This is a genomic window from Microbacterium festucae, from assembly GCF_025421715.1.
Lineage (GTDB): Bacteria > Actinomycetota > Actinomycetes > Actinomycetales > Microbacteriaceae > Microbacterium > Microbacterium festucae.
This window is the reverse complement of record NZ_JAOEFC010000001.1, coordinates 112,114-135,883: the sequence shown is the minus strand read 5'-3', so window position 1 is coordinate 135,883 and position 23,770 is coordinate 112,114. Positions and strand designations below refer to the sequence as shown.

Genomic DNA, 23,770 nt, shown 5'->3' with positions numbered 1-23,770 from the left:
ACCACCTCGACGCCGTCGGTGTCGCAGACGGCGAGCCCGACGCTCGAACCGAGCGGAATCTCGCCCACTGCATCCCCGGCAGCATCATCGCCGATCACCCCTGCAGAGGGGGAGGTGCTGGTGATCAGCGCGGAGGTCATCGACGGCGCGCTCGAGGTGACCGCGATGGTCCAGGGAGTGAGCGAGTCGGACGGGGAGTGCTCGCTCGAACTGCGTGATGCGACCGAGGTGTCCACGGTGACGGGGACCGCCGGCAACGGCGTCACCTACTGCGGAGTGATGCGGGTGTCGCTGGCGGATGTCGATCAGGACGACGCGACATTCCAGGTCCGTTACGTCTCGGCCGTGACGCGCGCCGAATCCGCCGTCACTCCCGTGCAGGCCGCTCCGTGAGCGCCCGTGGCGGTGCCCGCGCGCTGGCAGTGACCCTCGGGACCCTCGCTCTGATTCTCGGTTTCGTCGTCGCCGTGCCCATCGTTGCTCCAACGACCGCTGCCAACGCAGCTGTGGCCTCGGACTTCAACCCCGGGAACATCATCGATGACGCCACTTTCTACAATTCCAATGCGATGGACGCGGCTGCCGTTCAGCAGTTCCTCGATGCGCGGGTGAAGAACTGCAAGGCCGGATACACCTGCCTGAAGGACTATCGCCAGACCACCGACACGCGCGCGGCCGACCGCTACTGCAACGGCTACACGGGGCGCGAGAACGAAACCGCGGCCCAGATCATCGACAACGTCGCCCGATCCTGCGGCATCAGCCAGCAGGTGCTCCTGGTCCTCTTGGAGAAGGAGCAGTCGCTCGTCACGTCGTCTGCGCCTGAGGCGCGCGCGTACGCGGCGGCGACGGGTCAGGGATGCCCCGACACGGCGCCCTGCAACCCCGCCACCATGGGGTTCTTCTATCAGGTCTACTACGCGGCTCGACAGTACGAGGTCTATCGGTTGACGCCGTCGAACTGGGGCTACCAGGCCGGACGGTGGAACACCATCCTGTACCACCCCGATGCCAGCCGTAACTGCGGCACGCAGCGGGTGTACATCGAGAATCAGGCCACCGCAGGGCTGTACATCTACACGCCTTACACGCCGAACGCGGCAGCCCTGAACAACCTCTACGGCACTGGTGACAGATGCTCGTCGTACGGCAACCGCAACTTCTGGCGCTTGTTCACCGACTGGTTCGGCCAGCAGCTGCGGTCGCCGTTCGGAGGGTTCAATGTCGAGGTGGAGCGCGGCAAGTTCACTGTCTTGGGTTGGGTTCTGGATCCCGATGCGCAATCGCAAGCTGTGAGGGTCGAGGCGACCCTCGACGGTCAGAGCCTCGGGACATTCGCTGCGGACGACGAACGCCCGGACGTTGCGGCGGCGTATCCGGGGTACGGCTCGAAACACGGAATCCGTCGCACTTTCGAGGCGCTCGGCGGCGATCACACAATCTGCGTGGTCGCGAAGAACATCGGACCGGGCTACGACAAGGACTTCGGCTGCGTGACCACCTGGATCGAGACGGCGTCGCCCTACGGCGGGGCAGGCGCGGAAGCGATTCCGGGCGGCGTGCGGATCACCGGGTGGACGCTGGACACCGACACCACCGATTCCTTGGACATCCACGTGTACGTCGATGGTGTCGGTTCGATCCATCGAGCCGATGCCGTTCGCCCTGACGTCGGTCAAGCCTTTCCGGGCTTTGGTGATCGTCACGGAATCGACGTATCACTCGAGGCGGCGGTCGGTCGTCATGAGGTCTGCGTCTACGGAATCAACCGGGGTCTAGGATTCAACAAGCTGCTGGGCTGCTCGACGGTGGAGGTCGAGCGCTCAGCCAGCCCCGTCGGAGCGCTGGAGACGGCGTACGCAGAGCCGGGGGGGCTGCGTGTCCGAGGTTGGGTCGTCGATCCCAACACTTCCGCGCCGATGTCCGTGCACGTCTACCGCGGCGCTACGGGGACACCTCTCACCACCAGCGTCGATCGACCTGACGTGATCCAGCAGTATCCTCAGGCTGCTCTGCGAAGCGGATTCGACTCACATATTCCCGCACCGGCGGGTCGTGCTCAGGTGTGCGCATACGGAATCAACGTCGGATGGGGGTCGAACTCCACGATCGGGTGTCAGGACGTGGAGGTGCGGGCCGGTAATCCGTACGGCGGCGTCGATGTAACCGCGAGCGGAGAAAGCGTGCGCCTTCGCGGTTGGGTGATCGATCCGGACACGACCGAACCTGTCGCCGTCCACTATTACATCGACGGAGTGGGAAGCGTGACCCGAGCCGACATCGAGCGAGCCGACGTCGGTCGCGTTTACCCCGGATACGGATCGCGTCACGGCGTCGACGCCACGGTGAAGCTGGCCGCGGGGACGCACACGATCTGTGCCTACGGCATCAACGTGGGGGCCGGCGTCAACGCATTGCTGGGGTGCACAGACGTCACCGTCAAGAACATGTCGCCGTTCGGTGGCACGGATGCGACGGTCCTCTCCGATGGCGTGCGTCTGCGTGGCTGGGTCATCGATCCGGACACATCCGATCCCGTGACCGTTCACGTCTACGTGAACGGCGCCGGTCACACGGTGACCGCCGCCGGCGTCGCCCGTCCCGACGTCGCAGCGGTTTACCCTGAGGCCGGAGCCAACCATGGCATCGATACGACGCTGAAGTTGGCCTCCGGTGCCTACGACATCTGCAGTTACGGGATCAACGTCGGACAGGGCCAGAATGCCCTCCTCGGATGTCAGAAGGTGACGGTGCCGTGACCGCGGTCGGACAATCGCCCCGCGAAGGCTTCCGAGTGCGCGGCGTCGTCGAGACGTGGCGTCGCAGCGTGGAGCCGAGAGACGACGGGCTGCCGAACGCCCGTGTCGTGGCAGTGCCGCTGCTGATCCTCCTCGTGATGTTCATCGGTCTTGTCGGTGCAGGCATCACCGGCAGTTCGACGGGGATGGTGCACGGACAGATCGCGGAAGGCGCAGACTCAGACCTGCTCGCGGGTCAGCCCCGTGGCATCAGGTCGGACGAGTGGTTCGTCCAGACCAGTTGGGTGATCTCGCAAGTCGAGCAGGGTCTGCCCGCTCGCAATGAATCCTTCCCCGGGGGCATGGACGCCACCGTGCAGAACGACCTTCCCAACTCCGACTGGTCGACCGCCTTCCGCCCGCACCTTCTGGGGTTCTTCTTTCTTCCCCTCGACAACGCCATGGCATTCAAATGGTGGCTGCCGGGCTTGGCGGTGATAGCCGCCGTCTATCTGTTCGCAGTCTCGCTGCTGCCGCGGCGCCCCATCCTGTCATCGACTCTGGCGGCCGGCTTCTTCTTCTCTCCGTTCTTCCAGTGGTGGTATCTGTCGCTCACGCTTTACCCCGCGGTCTGGGGCTTCCTGGCGCTGACGACGGTTGTGTGGTGTCTGCGGTCAACCCGGCGCCGTGCGGGATGGATCCTCGCGGCACTCACCGGCTACACGACCGTCACCCTGGGAATGGGAATCTACGCCCCGTTCATCATCCCGGTCGTCGTGGTCGTCGCGGCGTTCGCAGTGGGCGCCTATTGCGATCGACGATTCGGCGATGCCGTCGGCTGGCGCCGGTTCAGACAGGTCCTGCCGCTGCTCATCGCCGGGATCGCGGCGCTGCTCGTGATGCTCGTGTGGATCCTCACTCGGTTCGACACGATCAGGGGCTTCACCGAGACCGTCTATCCCGGCGAGCGGCTTCAAAGCGTCGGTTCGGCCGACGGCAATCAGTTCGCGCAGCTGCTGTCTGGCTTCTTGTCCTTCGGACTCGGTTACACCCACGGACAGCCCTTCACGGTCAACGAGTCGGAGGCCTCCACCTTCTTCCTGCCGGGGCTGTTCCTCGTTCCCGTGCTGATATGGCTGATCGTGTCGCGTCGGCGCCGCGGTGGGGGGCTGGACGCGATCGCGATCGCGTGCCTGGCGGCACTGATTGTCATGTTCGCCTTTTTGTTCATTCCCGGCTGGGACGCGCTCGCGCACGCCCTGTTCCTCGATCGAACGACCTATTCGAGAATGCGGATCGGCTTTGGCGTGCTCAGCATGGTGATGGTGGTCGTATGCATCTGGCGTCTCGACGGACGCAGACCGACGTCCGGGGCTAAGCCCCCGCTCGCCGTTTCGATGCTCAGCGCCGGCCTTGCGGCAGCATCCATACTCTTCGTCGTCTGGGAGGCGCACGAGTTGGTCGGTGACGGCCTATGGGGTGCGGTGGCCAAGCGTGACATCGCGCTGGGCGCACTGTTCGCCGCCGGCCTCGTCGTCGTCGTCTGGCTTCTTGCGCGCGACCGGGCCGCTGCTGCGGCCGGTGGCCTGCTGGTGCTCTCGCTCGCTCAATCCGCCGTCGTCAACCCGGTGTACAGCGGAGTCCTGGATCTGCGTGAGACCGAATCGGTGAAGGCCGTGCAAGCCGTCGACCAGTCTGAGCCCGGAAACTGGGTCGGAATCGGCAACACCCTGCTCCCCACGATGATGCTCGTAGAGTCCGGGGTGCGTACTTTCAATGGCGTGCAAGGCTTCCCCTCGGAGGAGATGTGGGATGCCATCGATCCGTCGGGCGCGCACGAGGAGATCTGGAATCGGCTCGCGACGACGTCGTGGGTGCTGGGGGACGGTGAGCCCAACCCGCGCAATCCTGCCCCGGACCAGATCCAGATGACATTCGACCCCTGCAGCGATTTCGCACAGAAACACGTCCGATGGGTTCTCAGCGAAGTGACCCTCGAGGGAGAATGCGTCGACCTCGTGGAGACCGTCGACGAAGGTCCGACCACGATGCGCATCTACGGGATTGCACCCTGACAGCGGCCGAGCAATGGGGCAGAGAGACGCTGATATCCTACTGAGGATGTCGACGGCACGAGAGCGCACTTTGGTCATCGTTCCGGCATGGAACGAGGCTGCCAACGTCGGCAATACCGTCAGAGAGATCCGCGCCCAACCCGAAGATTGGGACATCGTCGTCGTCGACGACGGGTCCAGCGATGACACGGCGCAGGCGGCGCGAGAAGCCGGCGCCGTCGTCCTCAGCCTTCCCTTCAACATGGGGGTCGGAGGGGCGATGCGAACCGGTTTCACATATGCCCAGCGCCACGGCTACGCCAAGGCGATACAGGTGGATGCGGATGGACAGCACAATCCCCGGGATATCGCCGCGGTGCTGGACGGACTCGAGGTCGCGGACATCTCCATCGGAGCACGCTTCGCGGACGTCGGAGACTATTCGGCGCGGGGGCCACGTCGATGGGCGATGCGTCTGCTGGCTGCGGTGCTGTCCAGGGTCGCGCGCACGCAACTCACCGACGTCACGAGCGGGTTCCGAGCAGCGAACCGTTCGGCTATCGCGCAGTACGTCCGCTACTACCCCGCGGAATACCTGGGGGACACAGTCGACTCACTCGTGAGCGCTGTACACGCAGGACTGAAGGTCACGCAGGTGCCGGTGGCGATGCGTCCGAGGGCGTACGGTCGTCCCAGCCAGAACCCGTTCGGGGCGGCAGTGTATCTCCTGCGTTCGGTATTCGCGTTGAGCTTGGCCCTGATGCGAGGTCCATCGGCAGAGGGCCACGGTGCAAAATGATCATCCTCGCTGGAATCATCTTCGCGGTCGTCGTGCTCGCGATCATCATCACCCTGCTGCTCAAGCGTCAGTTGGGGGAGAAATATGCGACCCTGTGGCTCGTCATCGGTCTCGCGCTCCTGATCATCTCGATCTTCCCCGGGCTGCTCCTGGAACTCACCAGCCTCCTCGGCGTCGAGGTTCCCGCCAACCTGATCTTCGCGCTCTCGATTGTGCTCCTGGTCGGCGTCGCGCTGCATCTGTCCTGGGAGCTGTCACGAGCCGAGGACGAGATCCGGCGCGTCGCAGAAGAGACCGCCATTCTCCGTTCGCAGGTCGAGATGCTGATGCGCCGAGATGCAGCTCGTGATCCGGCACCGTCGACGCACGAGCCGACGCTTCAGAGCGACGCTTCCGGGGAACCCGATGGCTCAGACGGCGGAAAGATCCAGTAGCGGTAGCCGAAATAGTTCCACACGGTGGTCGACGCCACCGCGATCACCTTCCCCACCTCCCACGGCCAGCCCCATCCCGCCGTCACGGCGACGATAGCCGTCGTCGCGACGGTGTTGAAGGCGACGAGCAGCGCGTACTTGATGCTGCTGGCCCCCCAGCCGGTGCGCGTGGTGAATGTCAGGGTGCGCTGGAGCACGTACGTGATCCCGAAGCTCAGCAGGAACGCAGCCGGAGTAGCGACGAACAAGGGCACCCGGAAAATCTCGTGGAGGAGCGCGAGCAGTCCGATGTCGATGAGGAAGGAGAGGCCGCCGACCAGGAGATATCGCACGAGGACCGATGTGCGCAACCAGCGGGCGAGGGACCTCATGCCGCCGACACCGTCTGTCGGCCCTGCGCCAGCTCCCGCGAGATGTCACACATCCAGGTATGCGGCGAGAGAGTGTGCGGCATCCCGCGGCGTGAAGCCGGTGTCTTCCAGCTTGCTCAAATTCAGAGTGCTGTGGGTGGGCCGGGGTGCGACCGGCAGTGTGCTGTCGGCGAAGTACACCTCGGTCGAGACCCCACTCACCAGCCCGTCCGGCGCGCCCGTCATGCGGAACACCTCTCGTGCGATCTCGTACCAGGACATGGTCGCACCACCGCCGGAGACGTTGTAGATGCCGTAGTCGGACCCACTGTCGAGGAGGTGCCGGATGGCCCGCGCGATCTCGGATGCGAACGTCAGGCGCCCCCACTGGTCGTCGACCACCTTCGGGGACACTCCTCGTTCCGCCAGTGACGCCATCGTCCGCACGAAGTTCTTGCCGTCACCGATGACCCAGCTGGTGCGCAAGATGTAGTGACGGGGCACGACCGAGATCACAGCGTCGCCGGCGGCTTTCGTCTGCCCGTAGACACCCAGCGGTGACACCTCGTCGCCCTCGCCGTAACCAGTATCGCTTCCGCCGTCGAAGACGTAGTCGCTCGAGACGTGCACGAGGGTGATGTCGTTGTCCGTCGCGATGCGTGCCAGAGCGGAGACCGCGGTGACGTTGGCTGCCCAGGCTTCCGCTCGCCCTGCGGGGGTTTCGGCGAGATCGACCTTGGTGTAAGCGGCCGCATTGATGATGGTGCCGTAGTCACGCCACCGACGGGTCGACGCGAGATCGGGTGCCGTCAGATCAAGATCGTCGCGCGTGGCATAGTCGATCCACTCGTGATCGCCGAACTCGGCACGGAGGGCTCTCCCCAGCTGCCCGTTCGCACCGGTCACGAGGATGCGCTTCGGTGCCATCGGCACGACGTCGGCCAGCCGCGGGTGGCCTTTGTCTTTCTCGCTGATGGTGACCTGATCGAGCGGGATCGGCCAGTCGATGGCTGCCGTCTCGTCGGCGAGATTCAGAAACGTGTAGGACGCATCCGGTGACCAGTGGTCATTCACCAGGTATGTGTAGGCGGTGTCGGGCTCCAGCGTCTGGTAGGCATTGCCGACGCCGCGCGGGACGAACACCGCCCGTGATGCATCGATCCGGGCCGAGTACACCGCCCCGAACGTCGGGCCCTCACGCAGATCCACCCACGCGCCGAAGATGCTTCCGCAGGCCACCGAGACGTACTTGTCCCACGGCTCCGCGTGAATTCCCCGTGTTGTACCAACCGCATCGTTGAAGGAGATGTTGTTCTGCACGGGTCCGAAATCGGGAAGCTCGATGCCCGGCCCCGTCATCTTCTCCCGCTGCCAGTTCTCCTTGAACCAGCCGCGTTCATCGCCGTGAACCGGGAGGTCGATGACGATGAGACCCGGGATGGGGGTCTGTGTGACGGAGAGGTGCTTGCCGAACTCGATCGACACGTCCCTCACTGCCCCTTCGAGGCGTAGAAGGCCTCGACGCCGTCTTTCGCGGGCGCCCACCACGACTCGTTCTCGCGATACCACTCGATGGTCGCTGCCAGCCCTGCTTCGAAGTCGCGGTAGCGCGGTGCCCAGCCGAGTTCCGTGCGCAACTTGGTGGAATCGATCGCGTAACGCAAGTCGTGTCCGGGGCGGTCGCTGACGTGGTCGTAGGCATCGGTGGGGAGGTCGCTGAGCCGGAGGATGAGTTCGACGACCGCCTTGTTGTCCTTCTCTCCGTCGGCCCCGATGAGGTAGGTCTCGCCTAGCGTCCCCTTCTCAAGGATGGTCAAGACCGCCGAGGAATGGTCATCAGCGTGGATCCAGTCCCGGACGTTCTCACCCGTGCCGTAAAGCTTGGGGCGGATGCCGCGCAGGACATTGGTGATCTGGCGCGGGATGAACTTCTCGACGTGCTGATAGGGGCCGTAGTTGTTCGAGCAATTGCTGATGGTCGCCCGCACACCGAAAGACCGGACCCAGGCTCGCACCAGCAGGTCGGACCCGGCTTTCGTCGACGAGTACGGAGACGACGGGTTGTACGGCGTGCTCTCGGTGAAGCGCTCGGGGTCGTCGAGTTCGAGATCGCCGTAGACCTCGTCCGTGGAGATGTGGTGGAACCGCACATCGTGCGCGCGCGCTGCTTCGAGCAACGTGTATGTTCCGACGATGTTCGTGTCGAGGAACGGACGCGGATCGCTCAGGGAGTTGTCGTTGTGGGATTCTGCGGCGTAGTGGACGACGGAGTCGACCTGGGAGAACAGGTCATCGACCAGCGGCGCGTCGGCGATGTCCCCCTGAACCAGCCGCACCCGGTGTTCAGGCAGCCCCGCCAGCGACGCGGCATTGCCCGCGTAGGTGAGCTTGTCGAGAACGATCACCTCGTGATCGGTGTTCGCGATCACATGGTGGACGAAATTCGAACCGATGAACCCGGCGCCGCCGGTCACAAGAAGCTGGGACACCTCCCCAGGTTACCGTTCTCACCGTCGCTGACCGAAGCAGCTCGAAGTTCCCCGAGCCGATCGGCGGATAGAATCCTGAGGCCTGTTGTTTTCGGGCATGAACGGAGAGTGCGACACGATGGTTGAGCCTGTCGAACACCCCCGGCGCCGTCTCATCTACGCGATCGAAGGATCGCGGCCCACGGTTGATGACCAGGTCATCTTCGCCCTCACTCAACTGCGTCCTCTGATGGACGATGTGATTGTCATCGCGCCCCGCTCGGTCGAAGCGGTCGACCGCGCGCGCCTGCGCGACGTCAGCGATGCCGTGTTCGCGCCGGTGGCCTCCGCGTTTCGGGCGAGCGACTACGGCGTCGCGCTTTCCGCGAGAGAGGCCGTCGTCGGGGGCGCGGATGAAGTCATCCTGAGCGGGGACTCCTGGTTCGGTCCGGTGAACGACTTCCGCCCGGTCCTCGAGCGGATGGCGGACTCGTCCTGGGACGCGTGGCAGCTCGTCGAGAACTCCCACCGCCACCAGCCGGAGTCCTTTCCCGGTGAGGGGTTTCCCGCGATCGAGGCGCCGTGGGTCTGGACGGTGCTTCGCGACGGTGCCCTGCGAAGCGGCGCTCTCGCAACGTTCTGGGAGACGCTGGACGGAGACGATGTCGATGCCGAGCACCGGCTGTTGCCCTCGCTGGCGGAGTCCGGACTCTCGACGACATACGCCTTCCACGCCGCCGAGTTCCGCACCGGCGACCCGTTGGTGTTCGGCGCTGTCGCTTTGATGCATGCAGGCTGCCCGGTCGTGGCCCGCTCCCAATTCCGCCTTTTCCCGCCTCTGCTGGACCAGCACGCCGTCGTGGGGCGCGAGACCGTCGCTGCCATGGCGAAGTTGGGGTATTCAAGCGACCTCGTGTGGCAGAGCCTTGCCCGCACCGTCCCGCCCAAGGCGCTGAATGTGAACGCGGGTCTCTTCAACGTGATCCCCGATCGTCCCCGGCCCGGGACGGATGACGCGACATCTCTGCGGCTGCTCGTGATCCTTCATGTGAGTGATGGCGCCGGCCTTGACGTGGTCTTCCGCGCGATGGAAAACCTTCCGGCCGGGTACGACCTTCTCGTTACCGCGCCGGACGGCATGACGGCCGCGACGATCCAACGCCGGTTCGAGGAGCGCGAGGATCTGGCATTCGGTTCGCTCGAGGTGCGCGTCGTGCCGCCGGGGCCGGGGCGGGACATGAGCGACTTCTTCGTCGGGTGCCGCGATGTTCTGCTCAGCGGCGATCACGACATCGTCGTCAAGCTCCACCATCGGCCGGCGCCGCGGAAGACGCTGAATCTCAACCGGTACTCACGCCGCTACCAGCTCGAGAACCTTCTGAACAGTCCTGGGTATGTCAGAAACGTCCTGCAGATGTTCGCGCGCGAACCTGGGCTCGGCCTCGTCTTCCCGCCTATGGTGCATATCGGCTTCGGCACGATGGGACGCGCTTGGGCGGGGCTCGAGAGTGCGGCCGCTCGCCTTCGCGACACCCTCGGTATCCGCGTCCCCGTCGATGCGGTGTCCCCGCTGGCGCCGTATGGCGGCATGTGGATCGGACGGCCCCAGGCCCTTCGGATCATGACCGAGCACCGTTGGCGCCACGCCGACTATCGCCGCGGTAAGCGTGAGCGCGAGTTGGCCCACGTGCAAGAGCGCACCGTCGTGTCGGCTGCCGCGGAAGCGGGCTTCCATTCCCGAACGATCCTTACTTCCGAGCACGCCAGCATCAGCCACACCGCACTGCAATTCAAGACTGATCAAGTGTCGATGTCGGTGCGTGGCTATCCGGTGGATCAGATCCGGTTCTTGCATCTTGCCGGTGCGACCGGTTTCGGTGGGCCGGTCGCCCTCATGAGGATGTACCTCCGTCTCAACCACTTCGGTCTCGCCCGGCGGCTCCTGCCCCTCTACTATTTCGCGCGGCGAGGCCATCGGGTCGTCGGCGCGCTCCGTCAACTTCGTCCTGGGCGGTCGCCGCGTCGGAAGGAATCCGCATGAAAACGGCAGAGCTCGTCAGTTTTCCCGCACGCTCGGCCTCCGAGTTCCCCGCCGGTGGGAAGCGGGCTCTCATCTACGTGGTTTATGACCGGCGCGGGGATGTCGAAGCGTACATTCCCTACGCGCTGGAGAAGCTTCGCGATCACTGCGACCACGTACTCGTCGTCGTGAATGGGCATTTGACCGACGCCGGTCGCGCTGTTCTGGAACCGGTGTCCGACGAGATCCTTGTCCGTGAGAACCGTGGATTCGACATCACGGGTTACAAGGAGGGGCTGGAGCACCTCGGCGATCGTCTGCGACGATGGGACGAGATCGTCCTCGCGAACGACACCTGGTTCGGCCCCATCGGTGACTTCGCGCCACTGTTCGAGCGAATGGATCGCCGACCGCTGCATTTCTGGGGGATGACCGACCATCCCCGAGTCGAGCCCCATCCCTTCACGGGAGAGGAGTACCTCGCCTACCATCTGCAGTCGTACTGGATGGCCGTTCGCCGCGACATGGTCCTCTCAGAGGAGTGGCGTGCGTACTGGCGGGACCTGCCCGCGCTCGACAGTTACTCGGATGCCGTGAGCAAGCACGAGGCGGTGTTCACCGAGAAGTTCGTCGAGCTCGGCTTCGTCGCGGAAGTCGCCTTCCCGAGCCTGACCGACAAGATCGAGAACAATGCCGTTCTCTATGCCGAGCAGCTGATCGAAGCGGGGTGCCCGACGCTGAAGCGACGGCCCTTCTTCCAGTGGCCGCCGTTCATGGACAGGTTGGCGGTGATCGGTCGGTGGACGCTGGATGCGGCCGAGAGGAACGGGTATCCGATGGAGCTCATCTATCAGGATCTCGCTCGGAACGTCGAGCCCCAGACTCTCAATACCGACGCGGCCATGCTCGAGGTGCTGGCTGACGATGACGCGGGCTCTTATGATCCTGCACGTCCGCTGCGCACCCTCGTGGTGGCTCACATCTACTACCCCGAAATGACCGACGAGATCATGGACCGGGTCGACAGATTGCCGGGATCGTACGACCTCATCGTCACGACACCCGAAGAGGGGCGCGCTCAGCTGATCCGCTCGCATCTCGCACCTCGAGCCCCACGAGGAGCGGTCGAGGTGCGCGTGCTGCCCTCCAACAACGGTCGCGATCAAGCGGCCTTCTTGATCGGGTGCCGCGAGGAACTCCTCCACGGGGGGTATGACCTCGTGGTGAAACTGCATTCGAAGAAGACTCCGCAGGACTCCGACAATGTCGGTCGACACTTCAAACTTCAGCAGCTCGACAACCTGCTCCCGAGCGCGGGGTATGCGGCTAACCTCATCTCGCTGTTCCAACGCGAGTCGGGCCTCGGGCTCGTGTTTCCGCCGGTCATCCACATCGGTCACCCGACTCTCGGCCACGGGTGGTGGGCGAACAAGCCGGGTTTCATCGAGCTCACGGAGCGACTCAACATCCGAGTGCCGGTCGACGAGGGAACTCCGCTCGCTCCCTACGGTTCCATGTTCGTGGCCCGTCCCTCTGCACTACGCCGTCTCGTTGAGGAGCCCTGGGACTACGAGCAGTTCGGTGGCGTCGAGGCGTACAAGGACGGCGGCCTGGCGCACATTCTCGAGCGCACTCCGGTTTACGTCGCGGGCGAAGCAGGCTATCACTCGCGGACGGTCGCCTCTGCGGACTACATGGCGGTCAGCTACACCGCTCTCGATTACAACTTCGACCAGATCTCTGTGACGCTTCCGCCGGTGTCCACGATGGAGCAGATCGAGTTCCTGCGACGAGCGGGCGTGTTCGAATGGGGGACGTTCCGAGATTTCCTCACCGTCTACGCGAGACTGCACCGTCAAGGCGACGAGCGAAAGATTCTCGCTGCCTACGACCGTTGGGTGCGGTGGCGTCGTCGTGTCCGCCGTGCCGTGCGCTCGGTCCGGCGACGTTAGATTCTGTCGGATCCGGCCCGAATCGCGAGTGCCGTTCGCAGGAGGGTGGCCGCGCGAGCATCGAATGAGTGCTGTTCTCGCACAGCTCTTGAGATCGCAGTCGCGATGTCACCCTGGGGGAACAGCTCGTGCGGGTCCCTGGACAGAAGCGTGAGCAGTTCGGGGATCGTTTCGTAGGTCTGCACCATGCCGCCGAAAAGTTCGTCGATTCCGTCTACGCTGTCGCTGATCGCCCGGCCGCCGGCGGCGACCACATCGAAGAGGCGGTTGGACACGAAGCCGGCACGCTGCATGGCCGGCCAATGATCGTTGAGCACGACGTGCGCACTCTCATACAGCGCGGGTAGCTCGGTGTTGGAGATCCCGGTGGCCACCACGGAAGATGCTGGTATCCATCCCGTCCAGTCCGGCCCGATCACGTCCACCTCGAAACCGGCGCGGATCGGCTCGATCACCGAGGGCCGCGGGATGCCGCGCGCGGTTCCGACGAAGACGATGCGGTCGGAGTTCGCAACACCGGTCGGATGGAACTGGCGCGCATCCGTGCACTGCAGGAGAGTCTCGATCGCGCCGAGCGTGGGGCGTGCGTAGCGAGCCCAGCTCTCGGACGCGGCGAAGACATGATCGAATTGCGCTGTCTCGTCGGGAGCGATCTGATCGGGGTGACTGATGATCCACATGAGCGAGGTGGCGTGCGTGTGGGGTGCGATCGCCTCCGGGCCGCGGAGCACCAGCTCCACGTCGTCGAGATGATGCGACGGGCGATCTCTCGCGCCGATGGAGTCGATGACCACGTCCTGGCCGAGCTCGCGCAGCGCGGCGGCCAGGCCTCGAGCGAAGTGGGTGTCTCCCCACCATTCAGCGCCGAGACCGGCGGGGGCTGCGGTCTTTATCGCCCAGCGCAGACGCGGCGTTTCACTATGGCCGAGCGCGGGCGCGCGCTCGAGTCTCGTCGACGACTCGCGCGCCCTCCGCAGCCCGATGGATGCGAGAAGATCCTCGGCGTGCCGCGGAGCCCGCCGCGCCACCGCCAGCACCTCTCGGGGGAGCCCGGACCGGCCGTGGGGCGCGGCGATGATCCAGGAATCCGTCAGCACGGACGCTGACTCCGGGCGGCGTCCCGGCGTGATGGTCTGCGCGAACGTCGTCGTCGAGATGGCGTCTACGCGCACTTCGCGGCCGAGCGCGCACGCGTCTTCGGCGGGGTGGCCCGCCAGAAGTGGACGCAGAGCCCCGTCGCTGTGCATGTACCCGGCGTTGATGAGGACGCCGTCGGCGTCGAGAACCAGAGGTGACGTCAACTCCGCTCCGGTCGCACGAGCGAGGAGAAGAATGCTCGAAACCGTGACCTCGACCCCGGGCCCACGCACGGTGAGGCGTGAGCCCGCCGCCATCGACTCCTGGATGGACGACAGGAATCGCCGTGCCGCTCCGGCATCCCGAAGCGTTGTGACCACGCCCCCGCACGCGTCGCTCATCGCGACTGCGGGAACCCACGCGTCAGGGCGGTCGCCTGACACCCCGATCACGAGCCGGGCGCCCAACTGATCCGTCGCGCTGGCGGCTCCCTTGAGGGAGAGGGCGATGTCGCGTTCGTCCTCGGCCAGTTGCCACACCAGGACGGCCTCGTCATCGAGATGCCGGGGGATGCTCGTCAGATCGTCTTTGCGGCTGAGGACGAGAGCCCTGGCGACGAGATCGAGGATCTCGGCGTGGCGCGACGCAGTGCGGTGATCTCGATGTCCGAAGTCGATCGGTCCGCCGGCCAGAAGCCGACGCCAGGCGTGACCGAGCGGGCCGGCAGCGTCGTCACGGGACTCCGGCGCGGCGGCGGAATGCTCCGGGGCATCCCAGAGCAGGCTCGTTTGGACGCGCTGCCTGTCGTTGACCAGGTAGGCGTACAGGGCCGGAACCCTACCGGCATCCGAGAGCTGCATGGACACCATCTGCTCGGAGAAGAGGGGGTTGAGCGTGAAGCCGTCCCGAAACCCGCCGCGCACGTAATGGCGGATCGCCGCGCGGGTGCTGAGACCAGGAAGTTGGAGGTTCACCACGGCGAGATCGACGACGTCCGCTCGTCGAATCACGTGGCCCCACCACCATCGGTCGGCGGCGCGGATCATCGCTCCCGCCCACGGCGATGTCCTCAGCGAGCGCACCCGAGAGCGCGCCGATGAGAGGGTCTGGCGTAGCGCGCGATTCAGGCTCGCGGCGTTCGGGCTCACCCGCCGGTCACCGACCGCGCTCGAGAACCTCGAGCAGGTAGGTGCCGTAGCCGGACTTGACCAGCGTGGCCGCGCGAGCGCGCAGCTCGTCGTCGGTGAGGAAACCCTGCCGCCACGCGACTTCCTCCGGCACGCCGATGCGCAACGCTGTGCGTCGCTCCATCGTGCGCACATAGTCGGCCGCGTCGGTCATCTGATCGAACGTGCCGGTGTCGAGCCACGCGGTTCCGCGCGGCAGCACTTCGACCTGCAGCTTTCCGGACTCGAGGTATGCACGATTGATATCGGTGATCTCGTACTCTCCTCGAGGGGAGGGCTGAAGACCTCGCGCGATCTCGATGACGTCGTTGTCGTAGAAGTACAGGCCGGGGACGGCGTAATTGCTCTTGGGCTGCGACGGCTTCTCCTCGAGCGATACGGCGCGACCCGCCTCGTCGAATTCGACCACGCCATAGGCGGACGGTTCAGCCACCCAATACGCGAACACGGCCCCGCCGTCGACGTCGGCGTAGCGCTTGAGCTGCGAGCCGAGTCCGGGCCCGTAGAGGAGGTTGTCGCCGAGGACGAGGGCGACCGTGTCGTCTCCGATGAAGTCGGCCCCGATGGTGAAGGCCTGAGCGAGGCCGTCGGGCGACGGCTGCTGAGCGAAGCTGAGGGAGATGCCGAACTGCGAACCATCGCCGAGCAGGCGCTCGAAGAATGGTGCGTCGTGCGGGGTGGTGATCACGAGGATGTCGCGGATGCCCGCGAGCATCAACGTGGACAGCGGGTAGTAGACCATCGGCTTGTCGTACACCGGGATCAGCTGCTTGGAGACGCCCAGAGTGATCGGATGCAGTCGCGTGCCCGAGCCGCCGGCGAGAATGATGCCCTTCATGAGGTCCAATCCTGCCAGACCATGCCGTCAGGCCTGATCGCGAGGCGGGTGGGTGACCCGTGCCCCCGAGCGACCCGGCTCGTGCGCGTGCCGTCGATCATCGCGAGACGGCGCGAGATGAGGCGTCCCGACCCCAGGTGCGCCCGCACACGCCCTCCAAACGGCCGAGGAACGCGGTCCCGCCATCTGCGAGGCGATAGTCGCTGGACCGCCGCAACCCGATCGCCCACCCGGCGAGCACGAAACCCCACCGTTGCCATCGGGGGAAGGGATGGATGCGGTACACATGCCCCACTCCCCGCCCGTACGCCCGGAGCTTTCGCTTGCTCTCCGCGCGGCTGAGGCCCTCGGTCTCGTCGATTCCGCAGACGTGGGCGCCGACGATGTGGGTCCACACGAACGCTGCGCCCTCACTCGGGCGGCGCGTCACAAGCCGCATCAGCAAGTCGGTCACTTCTCCTGCCTGCCAGGGGGTGGGCGCGCCGGTGCCGATGTTCTCGTCGAACCCGCCGAGCTCACGGAACAGGCTCAGGCGTATGACCAGGCCCATCTCGATGACCGACCAGACTGTCCGCGTGCTGAGTGGAGTGCCCGCCGGGGGGAGCTCGAACCTCGGGCCCGCGGGGGTCATCACATGGACGGCACCGGCGGCGCGACCTCGGAAGGCGCTGCGGATGGCATCGACACTGCCGGGCGGAAACGTGGTGGTGTCGTTGGGGAACATCGTGAGAGGGTCGGTACGGCCGTCCGTGCCGCGTCTGGCTCCCGTGTTGCGGCCGAGAGAGGCCCCGAGTTCCGAGCTCACCACACGGATCTCTCCCGCCGATCGGGGTTCCCACTGCGCGACGATCCGATGCACCTCGTCGACGCGACGCTGCGCAACGATGACGAGGCGATCGTCGGAGCGGAGCTGGGGCGTGATGCTGGCCAGAAGATCTTCGAGGGCGGAGATGCGCCCGAGGGTGGAAACCACGAAGAGCATCGGTTCGATCACGGGGCCACCTCGCTCACCAGTCGATGGAAGGCGCGCCGCGTGGGCTGGGCCAGAAGGACCGTCGAGATGGCTTCCGTGAGCGCGTAGCCGATCGCGACCCCGAGAGGGCCGAACGCCCACGCGCCGACGAGCATGGCGGGCACTCCCGCGGCCGTTGCGGTGAGAGTCGCCCACATGACCGTCTTCTGGCGGGCTGCGGGGAAGAGAACGTGGCGTGTCATCGACGTGCGGAGCGAATACATGGCGAAGGCGGCGCCCAGCGCGAAGCAGACCCCCATCGATGCACCAGCGTGCGCCCCGAAGAACAGCGTGGTGACGAGGGGACCCGTCAGCCCGAGAACCACCATCCCGACAGCGCCGAACGAGCCGTGCATGACGAGCGCGATCCGCAATCGTCGTGCACGTTGGTCCTCGTGGGCCTCAGCCGTCCACGCTTGCAACGCATTGGCCAGCGTGAGCGGCAGGAACTGACCGAGTTTGGCCAGCTTGTCCGCCGAGGCGAATCCGGCTGCGGTGGCGCCGGAGGAAATCGTGTTCACCAGGGGCATCGGGACCGACGAGTAGGCACCCAGGGCAGCATCGTTGAGTGCGACCGGAGCTCCCCACCGGAAAAGCGTCGGTAGTTCGCGCATCGAGGGCCATGCGGAGGGGTAGCGCCGCAGGAGGTTCAGCGTATAGACGGTCGTGCCGACGAGAGTGACAACGATGCCGGCAAGAGGATAGACCTCGACGGGGGCACCATTGACGATCGCCAGCATCGCCACGACGGCCACTGCCAGCCGCGGGACGGCATCGAAAAAGAGAATCGCACGGGGGTCGCCGACACCGACCGCGAACCACGTGAACGACAATCCGATGAGAGCTCCCTGCAACCCCATCAGCGACGCGAGGAGCGCGTGTCCGGGAGCAGCGACGAGCGCACACAGGACCACGAGAAGGGGGAGGGCGAAGGCCGACGTGATCAAACGCACCACGACGGCGTCACGATACAGTCGCCCCCGACGGACGTCATCGCTCGCGCCGGCGACCAGCGCCGGGCCGACCGTCGTCCACCCGTAGGCGACGGCGATCGCGATGAACGTGCCCACGGACTCGCCCGCGACCGCGCTGGCCCACCCGTCGTCGCCGGCCGAGCGGGAGACAGCCGGCAGAACGACAAGAGGCGAAACCGCAGCTATCGCCGGGATCAGTGTGAACCCGAACAGGCGGCCGCGGAGCGTGTTCGCTTCAGGCACCCGCAGTCTCTCCCTCTGTCGCTGATCGCAGAACGGCCGCGACCCCGAGCGCCGCTGCGTCCCAGCTGAACCTCTCAGACCACGACCGGCCCGCCGCGCGCCGGACATCTTTCTCGTGATCGTCGATCATGAGAACGCGCGAGAGCGCGGCGCCGAAGCTCTCAGGGTCACGCGCGTCGGCATAGAAGGCGTTGTCGCCGCCCACCTCGCGCAGCACCGGTATGTCATTGGCGATGACGAGGCACCCTGCGCGCATGGCGTCGACGACAGGAAGACCGAACCCTTCCGTCAAAGAGGGGCACGCGTACACCGTTGCTACGGCGTAGAGCGCTGCCAGCTCCTCCGCTGAGACCCATCCCGGCAGCACGACGTCAGCTTCCAGTCCGCGCGCGGCGACGGCCGGCCGCAGCGGATCATCGTCGCCACCCCCCACCAGGACGCTCAGCGGGCGATCTGCGGGGGCGATGCTGGACAGCGCGTCGAGGAGCCCGAGGAAGTTCTTGTGCGGCATCCTATTGCCGGCGCTGAGGACAATCGGACGCCCAGCGGGGAGGTCGAGAGTCGCAAGAGCCGCCGCGGGGTCTTGAACCGGCCGGGCGGGTGTGCTGCCGTTGTGTACCACGGCGATGCGCGTGCGAGGGAGAGCGAGGTGAGAAGAGATCGACGCCGCTGCGGCGTCGGACACCGTGAGGACCTTGTGCGCGCTGCGCGCTGTGCGTGTCATCAGCCACGCGGTGATCTTGCGAGGCAGAGCGGAGAGCCCTGCACCCCTCACCTCGTGATAGATGACGTCGTGCACCGAGACGACTCGCCGCACGGGCCCGCGGCGAAGGGGACCGAAGTTGGCGGGCGACCATATGAGGTCGGCGCCGACACGGCGCGCGGTAGGGATGACCGCGGCGATCTCCCCGAGCGCCCAGGTCGCCCGGTCGGCACCGACCCAGGGCACAGTCTCGATCCGGCCAGGGAAGAACTCGCGGACGTGTTCCGAACCGGCGCGCCCGGTCACGACGATGAGTTCGGCGTCAGCCAGGACGGTGGCTAGACGGGGGAGGAGCTCGCGAACGTAGGTCTCCGTGCCGCCGCGCCCGCCGGTGAAGCCCAACAGATCGACGAGTATGCGCATCCGCTGTCAGCTCTCGATGATCGCGTCAGGTCTTTGCTCGCGACGAGGAGTGGTGAGGACGCCCGAGAAGAAGCTCATCATCACCGTCTGGAACCCGAGCATGATTCCGAGCGCGCTGGGGATCGCGATCCGGACTGCCTGCGCGGCATCCTGTGCCCCGAAGTCGATGCTTCCCCACCGCACCACCTGGACGACGCCGATCACGACGCCCAGGAGGAAGATCGCGAGCCCGATGAGGAGGCCGCGCTCGGCTGACCACTTCGCGACGATCGCTCGGTACCGCGGGCTCGTCGGGAGGAAGCCTTCCTGGGTGGCGTACAACTTGGTGAGCCAGAAGAACAGCAGCGCTTGGTAACCCAAGATGCACAGTGCGCTGGCGTACACCATGGTGGTGACGTCGAAACCGATACCGGCGATCTGAACGCCCCCGAACGCGAGCACGGCGACGGTGATCGCGCCCAGGAAGAACGCGACGATCCCCGGGTAGACGAACAGCCAGCGCGGGGCGAACAGGAGGAGGAAGCGCAGATGGCGCCAGCCATCGTGCCAGCTGCGAAGGTGGGGCGGGCGGGACCGGCCGTCCTTCTTCAGGGTGGTCGGGACTTCTTCGATGCGGTATCGCGCGAGCGAGGCCTTCACGACCATCTCGGAGGCGAACTCCATCCCCGTCGTCTGCAGTCCCAGCTCACGCATCCGGTCTCGGTTGAAACCGCGGAGACCGCAATGGAAGTCGCGGACGTTGGGGCGGAAGAAGAGCTGACCGATAGCCGACAGCACGGGATTGCCGAGGTACTTGTGCAAGGGGGGCATGGCGCCCGGTGCGATCCCGCCCGCGAATCGGTTTCCCATGACGAGGTCGGCCCCCGCGCGCAGTCGCTCCACGAACGGCTCGAGATTCTCGAAGTCGTAGCTGTCATCCGCGTCGGCCATGATGATGTACCGACCGCGGGCGGCCTCGATCCCGTTGATCAGAGCCGCGCCGTAGCCGCGGCGACTCGCAGCCGAGACGCGCGCGCCCAGCCTCGCCGCAATCTCCTGGGAGCCGTCGGTGCTGCCATTGTCGGAGATCAGCACCTCTCCGTCGACCCCGGAGCGCTCGAGGAAGCCCTGCGCCTTGCGGATGCAGACCTCGAGTGTCTCCGCCTCGTTGAGGCAGGGCATGAGGATCGTCAGCTCGATCTCGGGCTGATTGTTCACAGGTGTCCTTCCCTGGGAGCGGCTTGCTGCGCCCCACTCGGCTGATGACGAGCGCGTTCGAATGCGGCGAGGATGCCGTCGACAGTGCGCCCGATGGTTTTGTTCTGCACGGCGTCGGCGTACCACTCGCGGGTGCGCGCGCGCAGCGGTGTGCCGGCGGTGATCACCTCGGCGATGCTGGTTCCCAGCGACGCCGGGCCGATGTCGGGCGCGATCGCGCCGTTGACCCCCACGGTGACCAGTTCGGTCGCCGCGTTCGAATCGTCGTCGACGAGCACGATCGGCGTGCCGGCGGCTGCTGCCTCCACCACGACGAGTCCGTATCCTTCGCGGCGCGACGGATTGACGAGCACGGACGCCGATCGCATGAGCCCGTCGAGTTCGGCATCAGACACGAACCCTGGGAGGTCGGTCCATGTCTCGCCCTCGACATCTGCGACGGCGGCCTCGATCGCCGGTGTGCTGGGGCCGGTTCCCAGGATGACGAGCCTCAGATCGGGAATCGACCGACGTGCGACGGCGACGGCCGCCGGCAGGGATTCGACGCGTTTGTCAGGGATGTGCCGTCCGGCGTAGAGCACGAACGGGGGGGTGCTGGGGGTGGTCACGATCGATGTCGTGCCGGTCGCCTTCTCGTCGATCAGTCCGGGGCTGACGAGGACTTCTCGGCGGAAGCCCTCTGCGCGCAGCCGCCGCGCGCTGAGCTGGGAATGGCATGACGCGACCGGAGTCATGGCGATTGCGAGCTTCTGAAGGACCCAGGCCAGGGTCCCCGTGACGTGACCGGAATACTCGATCCACTGGCGGCGCCCCCACACTTCGAGGTAGTCGACAACGAGCGGCGTCCGCGACCCGAGGAGAGCGAGACGCGCCGCGAAGACGTTCAGCACAGGCAGCCCACTCACCAGGAGCGCTGAGAAATCATGTCTGCGGCGCCTCAGGTTCCAGAAGAGTGCCATCGCGAAGCGAGCGGCAGCGGTGATGCGCCGCACCCCACCGGAATCGTAGAGCTTCAGCGGCGGGGTGATCGCCGTCACGGTGAAACGCTCGTTCGGTGCAGCGCCTCGTTCCCACTGCTGCGCCGTCAGATACTCCACCGTGCATCCGCGGTCGACGAGCGCTTCAGCGAATCCGCGATACTGGCGCTCGCCGCCGCCGGTCGTATAGGGAAAGAGGCAGTCGTAGGCGACGGCGACCGGGCGGGGACCGGTCACTGCGTGCATCCCACGACTCGGTAGAGCTTCGCGGCCGGTCCCTCGGAATCCACCAGGGCGAGCGACTCAGTGGGAGGAAGGCCCTGAATGCCGTCGCGGTCGGCGGAAGCCGCCGGGTTGTTCCACACGTTCTGGGTCCCGAAGTCGAGCACGTAGTCGACGCCGATCTCATTTATCGCGGCGCATACGCGAGGGTCCGTATCGATGTTGCGGAGGTTCTCATCGAGATAGATCTCGTCATCGTCTCGAGTGCCGAACACATGCTTCTCGACCACCTGGCGGTTGCCGATCGCATAGGCGAGCGATGCGCCTGTCCACGGACTGCCGGCGATGAGCGCGTCGGCCGCTGTTGTGCGGTCGAGGCGTTCGAGCAGAGTCTGCTCCTCGCTGGTGAGCAGCGGCGAGGTCGAGGTCATCGCGTACGCGCTGCGGGTGTCGGCTGCCACCCTGAGCACGTTGGGCCCCACTCCGACGGAGAAGAGCACCGCCACGCCGATGACGGTCGCGACGACGGCCACACCCTTCGGGGAGTTCCACCGTGCGAGCGCCCGTCGGGACAGATCGACGACGGTGAGAGCGCCCAACGTGGCCACCGGGATGCCCGCTACCGGCAGCAGGGCCGCGAGCCGGAAGGAGTCGTTGTACCACGGGTTCGTCACCATCTCGCGGAGGAGATTGTTCACCCCGGTGCCTGACACGAGGACGAACATGAAGGACGCGATGGCGTAGGGAACGACGAGGGGGTACAGCCGCGGGCGTCGGATGATCGCGACGAGGCCGAGGAGGGTGAGGATCGACACGGTTACCGTGATCGGATACGCGCGTGGCGAGAGCAACAGTGCTTCCCCCATGGCTTGCGCGGTGCTCTGCCACGGCCCCCAGCGCGACATGTCGTAGTTCGTGCGCCCGAACCGCCAGAGCCCGGCGCCGACCACGAGCAGCACGACGATCAGGCTCGCGTGGATCACGACCGACCGGCGGGTGCGGTCACGCAGCATGCGGGCCGCGAACTCCAGGATCGCGAGCGACGCTCCGAACGCGAACAGGGCGAGGAATGCGTTCGGATGCGCGAGGCCGATCCCCACGCCGATGACCGCCAGCAGAGTCGACCAGAGGGTCGCTTCCCGTGCAGAGGTAGATCTCAAGAGCCAGACCACGACCGCGATTCCGGCCGGCAGGACGGCGTAGGCGGCAAGGTTGGGGTAGAGGACACCGAAGAAGAGCAGAAGCATCGGGAACGCCCCGAATCCCGTCGACAGAGCGGCGGCGCTCACCAGCGCTGCCGTCCGCCCCCGGAAGAGCGCTCCTGCCAGGGCGATGCAGGAGGCCGGCCACGCGATCGCTCCGATGGCGATGTTCGCGGCACTCACCGCGACCGGTGTCGACACCCCTGTCATCAGTGCCGCCAGGGAGACCAGGCTGTGCCAGGCGTTCGGATAGAACGGAATGTCGGAGGTGGCTCCGATGTGGAAGGCGGATGCGTTCGTCGTGTCGACTGCGAAAGCCGCCGTATTCACATGCACGATCGCGTCGAAGGTCTGCGAAATGTTGTCGGGGCGACCGAACGCCCACGCTAGCTGAGCGCCGATGATGGCGGCTGCGACGAGGAAGGCTGCGACGGGTGCGATGATCCGGGGCCATCCGAGCCGGCGTGGGGGAGCGTCCCTGCCCGCCCACCGGCGAAGCCCGTAGGCCGCGACGGCGGCCACGGCCGTCAGGATCACCAACGGGAGTGCAGACCAGGCCATTCCGACCACGGGGGCGATGGTCGCCGAGACCGCCAACAGCGCCGTCGACACCGCGGGCGCGAGGAACAACAGCGAGATGCGGGACGTTCCCCAACCTGCGATGATCACCGCGAGACCGGGTACGACGAACGCGAGCGTCGCGATGAGCAGAGGGAGCAACGCGACGTACCATTCCTGGATCATCGTGTTCCACCTTCTCGAATGACGCCAGCTTGCAATGGTAATGGACGCTTCCTGCGCAGCACGGTCGCGACTCCCAGGCAGTGAGAGAGTGCGCACGTAGACTCATGTGCGGCTCTGTCATTCATCGCTCTGCGCTTTCGCGCGTCACGGAAGTGG

General features: G+C 66.0%; 18 protein-coding genes. 7 read left to right on the top strand and 11 right to left on the bottom strand.

Annotation, left to right across the window (positions count from 1 at the left end; genetic code table 11):
• Positions 1–114 precede the first annotated feature (114 nt).
• Genes N3K63_RS00600 through N3K63_RS00580 form a run of 5 tightly spaced genes read left to right on the top strand, consistent with a single transcriptional unit; the run spans position 115 to position 6,025 of the window.
• The gene (locus N3K63_RS00600) at positions 115–393 is read left to right on the top strand and encodes a hypothetical protein (protein ID WP_261578024.1); all 279 of its coding nucleotides are present in this window, start codon (positions 115–117) and stop codon (positions 391–393) included.
• Complete coding sequence (locus tag N3K63_RS00595) at positions 390–2,759, top strand: hypothetical protein (RefSeq protein ID WP_261578023.1); 2,370 nt, start codon at positions 390–392, stop codon at positions 2,757–2,759. The genes N3K63_RS00600 and N3K63_RS00595 overlap by 4 nt, the downstream gene beginning before the upstream one ends.
• 35 nt (positions 2,760–2,794) lie before the next feature.
• Complete coding sequence (locus N3K63_RS00590) at positions 2,795–4,813, top strand: DUF7657 domain-containing protein (protein WP_261578022.1); 2,019 nt, start codon at positions 2,795–2,797, stop codon at positions 4,811–4,813.
• Between the two features lie 46 nt (positions 4,814–4,859).
• A complete protein-coding gene (locus N3K63_RS00585) occupies positions 4,860–5,591 on the top strand; it encodes a glycosyltransferase family 2 protein (protein WP_261578021.1) in 732 nt (243 codons plus the stop codon).
• Positions 5,588–6,025 carry a DUF2304 domain-containing protein gene (locus N3K63_RS00580; protein ID WP_261578020.1) on the top strand — a complete coding sequence of 146 codons (438 nt, stop codon included), beginning with the start codon at positions 5,588–5,590 and terminating at the stop codon, positions 6,023–6,025. The genes N3K63_RS00585 and N3K63_RS00580 overlap by 4 nt, the downstream gene beginning before the upstream one ends.
• On the opposite strand, the gene N3K63_RS00575 is transcribed toward N3K63_RS00580, so the two are convergent.
• Genes N3K63_RS00575 through rfbB form a run of 3 tightly spaced genes read right to left on the bottom strand, consistent with a single transcriptional unit; the run spans position 5,971 to position 8,864 of the window.
• Positions 5,971–6,396, bottom strand: a complete 426-nt coding sequence (locus N3K63_RS00575; protein WP_261578019.1) for a GtrA family protein — start codon at positions 6,394–6,396, stop codon at positions 5,971–5,973. The genes N3K63_RS00580 and N3K63_RS00575 overlap by 55 nt on opposite strands.
• 45 nt (positions 6,397–6,441) lie before the next feature.
• On the bottom strand, positions 6,442–7,860 hold the full coding sequence (locus tag N3K63_RS00570; RefSeq protein WP_261578018.1) for a bifunctional dTDP-4-dehydrorhamnose 3,5-epimerase family protein/NAD(P)-dependent oxidoreductase: 1,419 nt from the start codon (positions 7,858–7,860) through the stop codon (positions 6,442–6,444).
• A 5-nt stretch (positions 7,861–7,865) separates the two neighbouring features.
• Positions 7,866–8,864 carry a dTDP-glucose 4,6-dehydratase gene (gene rfbB, locus N3K63_RS00565; protein ID WP_261578017.1) on the bottom strand — a complete coding sequence of 333 codons (999 nt, stop codon included), beginning with the start codon at positions 8,862–8,864 and terminating at the stop codon, positions 7,866–7,868.
• Between the two features lie 118 nt (positions 8,865–8,982).
• On the opposite strand from rfbB, the gene N3K63_RS00560 reads away from it, so the two are divergent.
• Positions 8,983–10,884: a rhamnan synthesis F family protein gene (locus tag N3K63_RS00560; protein ID WP_261578016.1), complete on the top strand. Its 1,902-nt coding sequence runs from the start codon at positions 8,983–8,985 to the stop codon at positions 10,882–10,884.
• Positions 10,881–12,815 (top strand): rhamnan synthesis F family protein, encoded by a 1,935-nt coding sequence (locus N3K63_RS00555; protein ID WP_261578015.1) that lies wholly within the window; start codon positions 10,881–10,883, stop codon positions 12,813–12,815. The genes N3K63_RS00560 and N3K63_RS00555 overlap by 4 nt, the downstream gene beginning before the upstream one ends.
• Here the strand turns inward: N3K63_RS00555 and N3K63_RS00550 are convergent.
• From N3K63_RS00550 to N3K63_RS00515, 8 genes are all read right to left on the bottom strand, one after another.
• Positions 12,812–14,938 carry a glycosyltransferase family protein gene (locus N3K63_RS00550; protein ID WP_261578014.1) on the bottom strand — a complete coding sequence of 709 codons (2,127 nt, stop codon included), beginning with the start codon at positions 14,936–14,938 and terminating at the stop codon, positions 12,812–12,814. The two genes, N3K63_RS00555 and N3K63_RS00550, sit on opposite strands and share 4 nt — an antisense overlap.
• 109 nt (positions 14,939–15,047) lie before the next feature.
• Positions 15,048–15,917, bottom strand: a complete 870-nt coding sequence (rfbA, locus tag N3K63_RS00545; RefSeq protein ID WP_261578013.1) for a glucose-1-phosphate thymidylyltransferase RfbA — start codon at positions 15,915–15,917, stop codon at positions 15,048–15,050.
• Between the two features lie 97 nt (positions 15,918–16,014).
• The gene (locus N3K63_RS00540) at positions 16,015–16,911 is read right to left on the bottom strand and encodes a glycosyltransferase family 2 protein (RefSeq protein ID WP_261578012.1); all 897 of its coding nucleotides are present in this window, start codon (positions 16,909–16,911) and stop codon (positions 16,015–16,017) included.
• Positions 16,908–18,146, bottom strand: coding sequence for a lipopolysaccharide biosynthesis protein (locus tag N3K63_RS00535; protein WP_261578011.1), 1,239 nt, complete (start codon positions 18,144–18,146; stop codon positions 16,908–16,910). Before N3K63_RS00535 ends, N3K63_RS00540 begins: the two co-directional genes overlap by 4 nt.
• Positions 18,139–19,272 (bottom strand): glycosyltransferase family 4 protein, encoded by a 1,134-nt coding sequence (locus N3K63_RS00530; RefSeq protein WP_261578010.1) that lies wholly within the window; start codon positions 19,270–19,272, stop codon positions 18,139–18,141. The genes N3K63_RS00535 and N3K63_RS00530 overlap by 8 nt, the downstream gene beginning before the upstream one ends.
• Before the next feature lie 6 nt (positions 19,273–19,278).
• Positions 19,279–20,469, bottom strand: coding sequence for a glycosyltransferase family 2 protein (locus N3K63_RS00525; RefSeq protein WP_261578009.1), 1,191 nt, complete (start codon positions 20,467–20,469; stop codon positions 19,279–19,281).
• Positions 20,466–21,683, bottom strand: coding sequence for a glycosyltransferase family 4 protein (locus N3K63_RS00520; protein WP_261578008.1), 1,218 nt, complete (start codon positions 21,681–21,683; stop codon positions 20,466–20,468). Before N3K63_RS00520 ends, N3K63_RS00525 begins: the two co-directional genes overlap by 4 nt.
• Positions 21,680–23,614 carry a DUF6541 family protein gene (locus N3K63_RS00515; RefSeq protein WP_261578007.1) on the bottom strand — a complete coding sequence of 645 codons (1,935 nt, stop codon included), beginning with the start codon at positions 23,612–23,614 and terminating at the stop codon, positions 21,680–21,682. Before N3K63_RS00515 ends, N3K63_RS00520 begins: the two co-directional genes overlap by 4 nt.
• Positions 23,615–23,770 lie beyond the last annotated feature (156 nt).

Coding starts and splice junctions, on each gene's coding strand:
- N3K63_RS00585 (WP_261578021.1), top strand. CDS start 4,860: ATGTCGACGGCACGAGAGCGCACTTTGGTCATCGTTCCGGCATGGAAC.
- N3K63_RS00580 (WP_261578020.1), top strand. CDS start 5,588: ATGATCATCCTCGCTGGAATCATCTTCGCGGTCGTCGTGCTCGCGATC.
- N3K63_RS00575 (WP_261578019.1), bottom strand. CDS start 6,396: ATGAGGTCCCTCGCCCGCTGGTTGCGCACATCGGTCCTCGTGCGATAT.
- N3K63_RS00560 (WP_261578016.1), top strand. CDS start 8,983: ATGGTTGAGCCTGTCGAACACCCCCGGCGCCGTCTCATCTACGCGATC.
- N3K63_RS00555 (WP_261578015.1), top strand. CDS start 10,881: ATGAAAACGGCAGAGCTCGTCAGTTTTCCCGCACGCTCGGCCTCCGAG.
- N3K63_RS00550 (WP_261578014.1), bottom strand. CDS start 14,938: ATGATCCGCGCCGCCGACCGATGGTGGTGGGGCCACGTGATTCGACGA.
- rfbA (WP_261578013.1), bottom strand. CDS start 15,917: ATGAAGGGCATCATTCTCGCCGGCGGCTCGGGCACGCGACTGCATCCG.
- N3K63_RS00530 (WP_261578010.1), bottom strand. CDS start 19,272: ATGCGCATACTCGTCGATCTGTTGGGCTTCACCGGCGGGCGCGGCGGC.
- N3K63_RS00515 (WP_261578007.1), bottom strand. CDS start 23,614: ATGATCCAGGAATGGTACGTCGCGTTGCTCCCTCTGCTCATCGCGACG.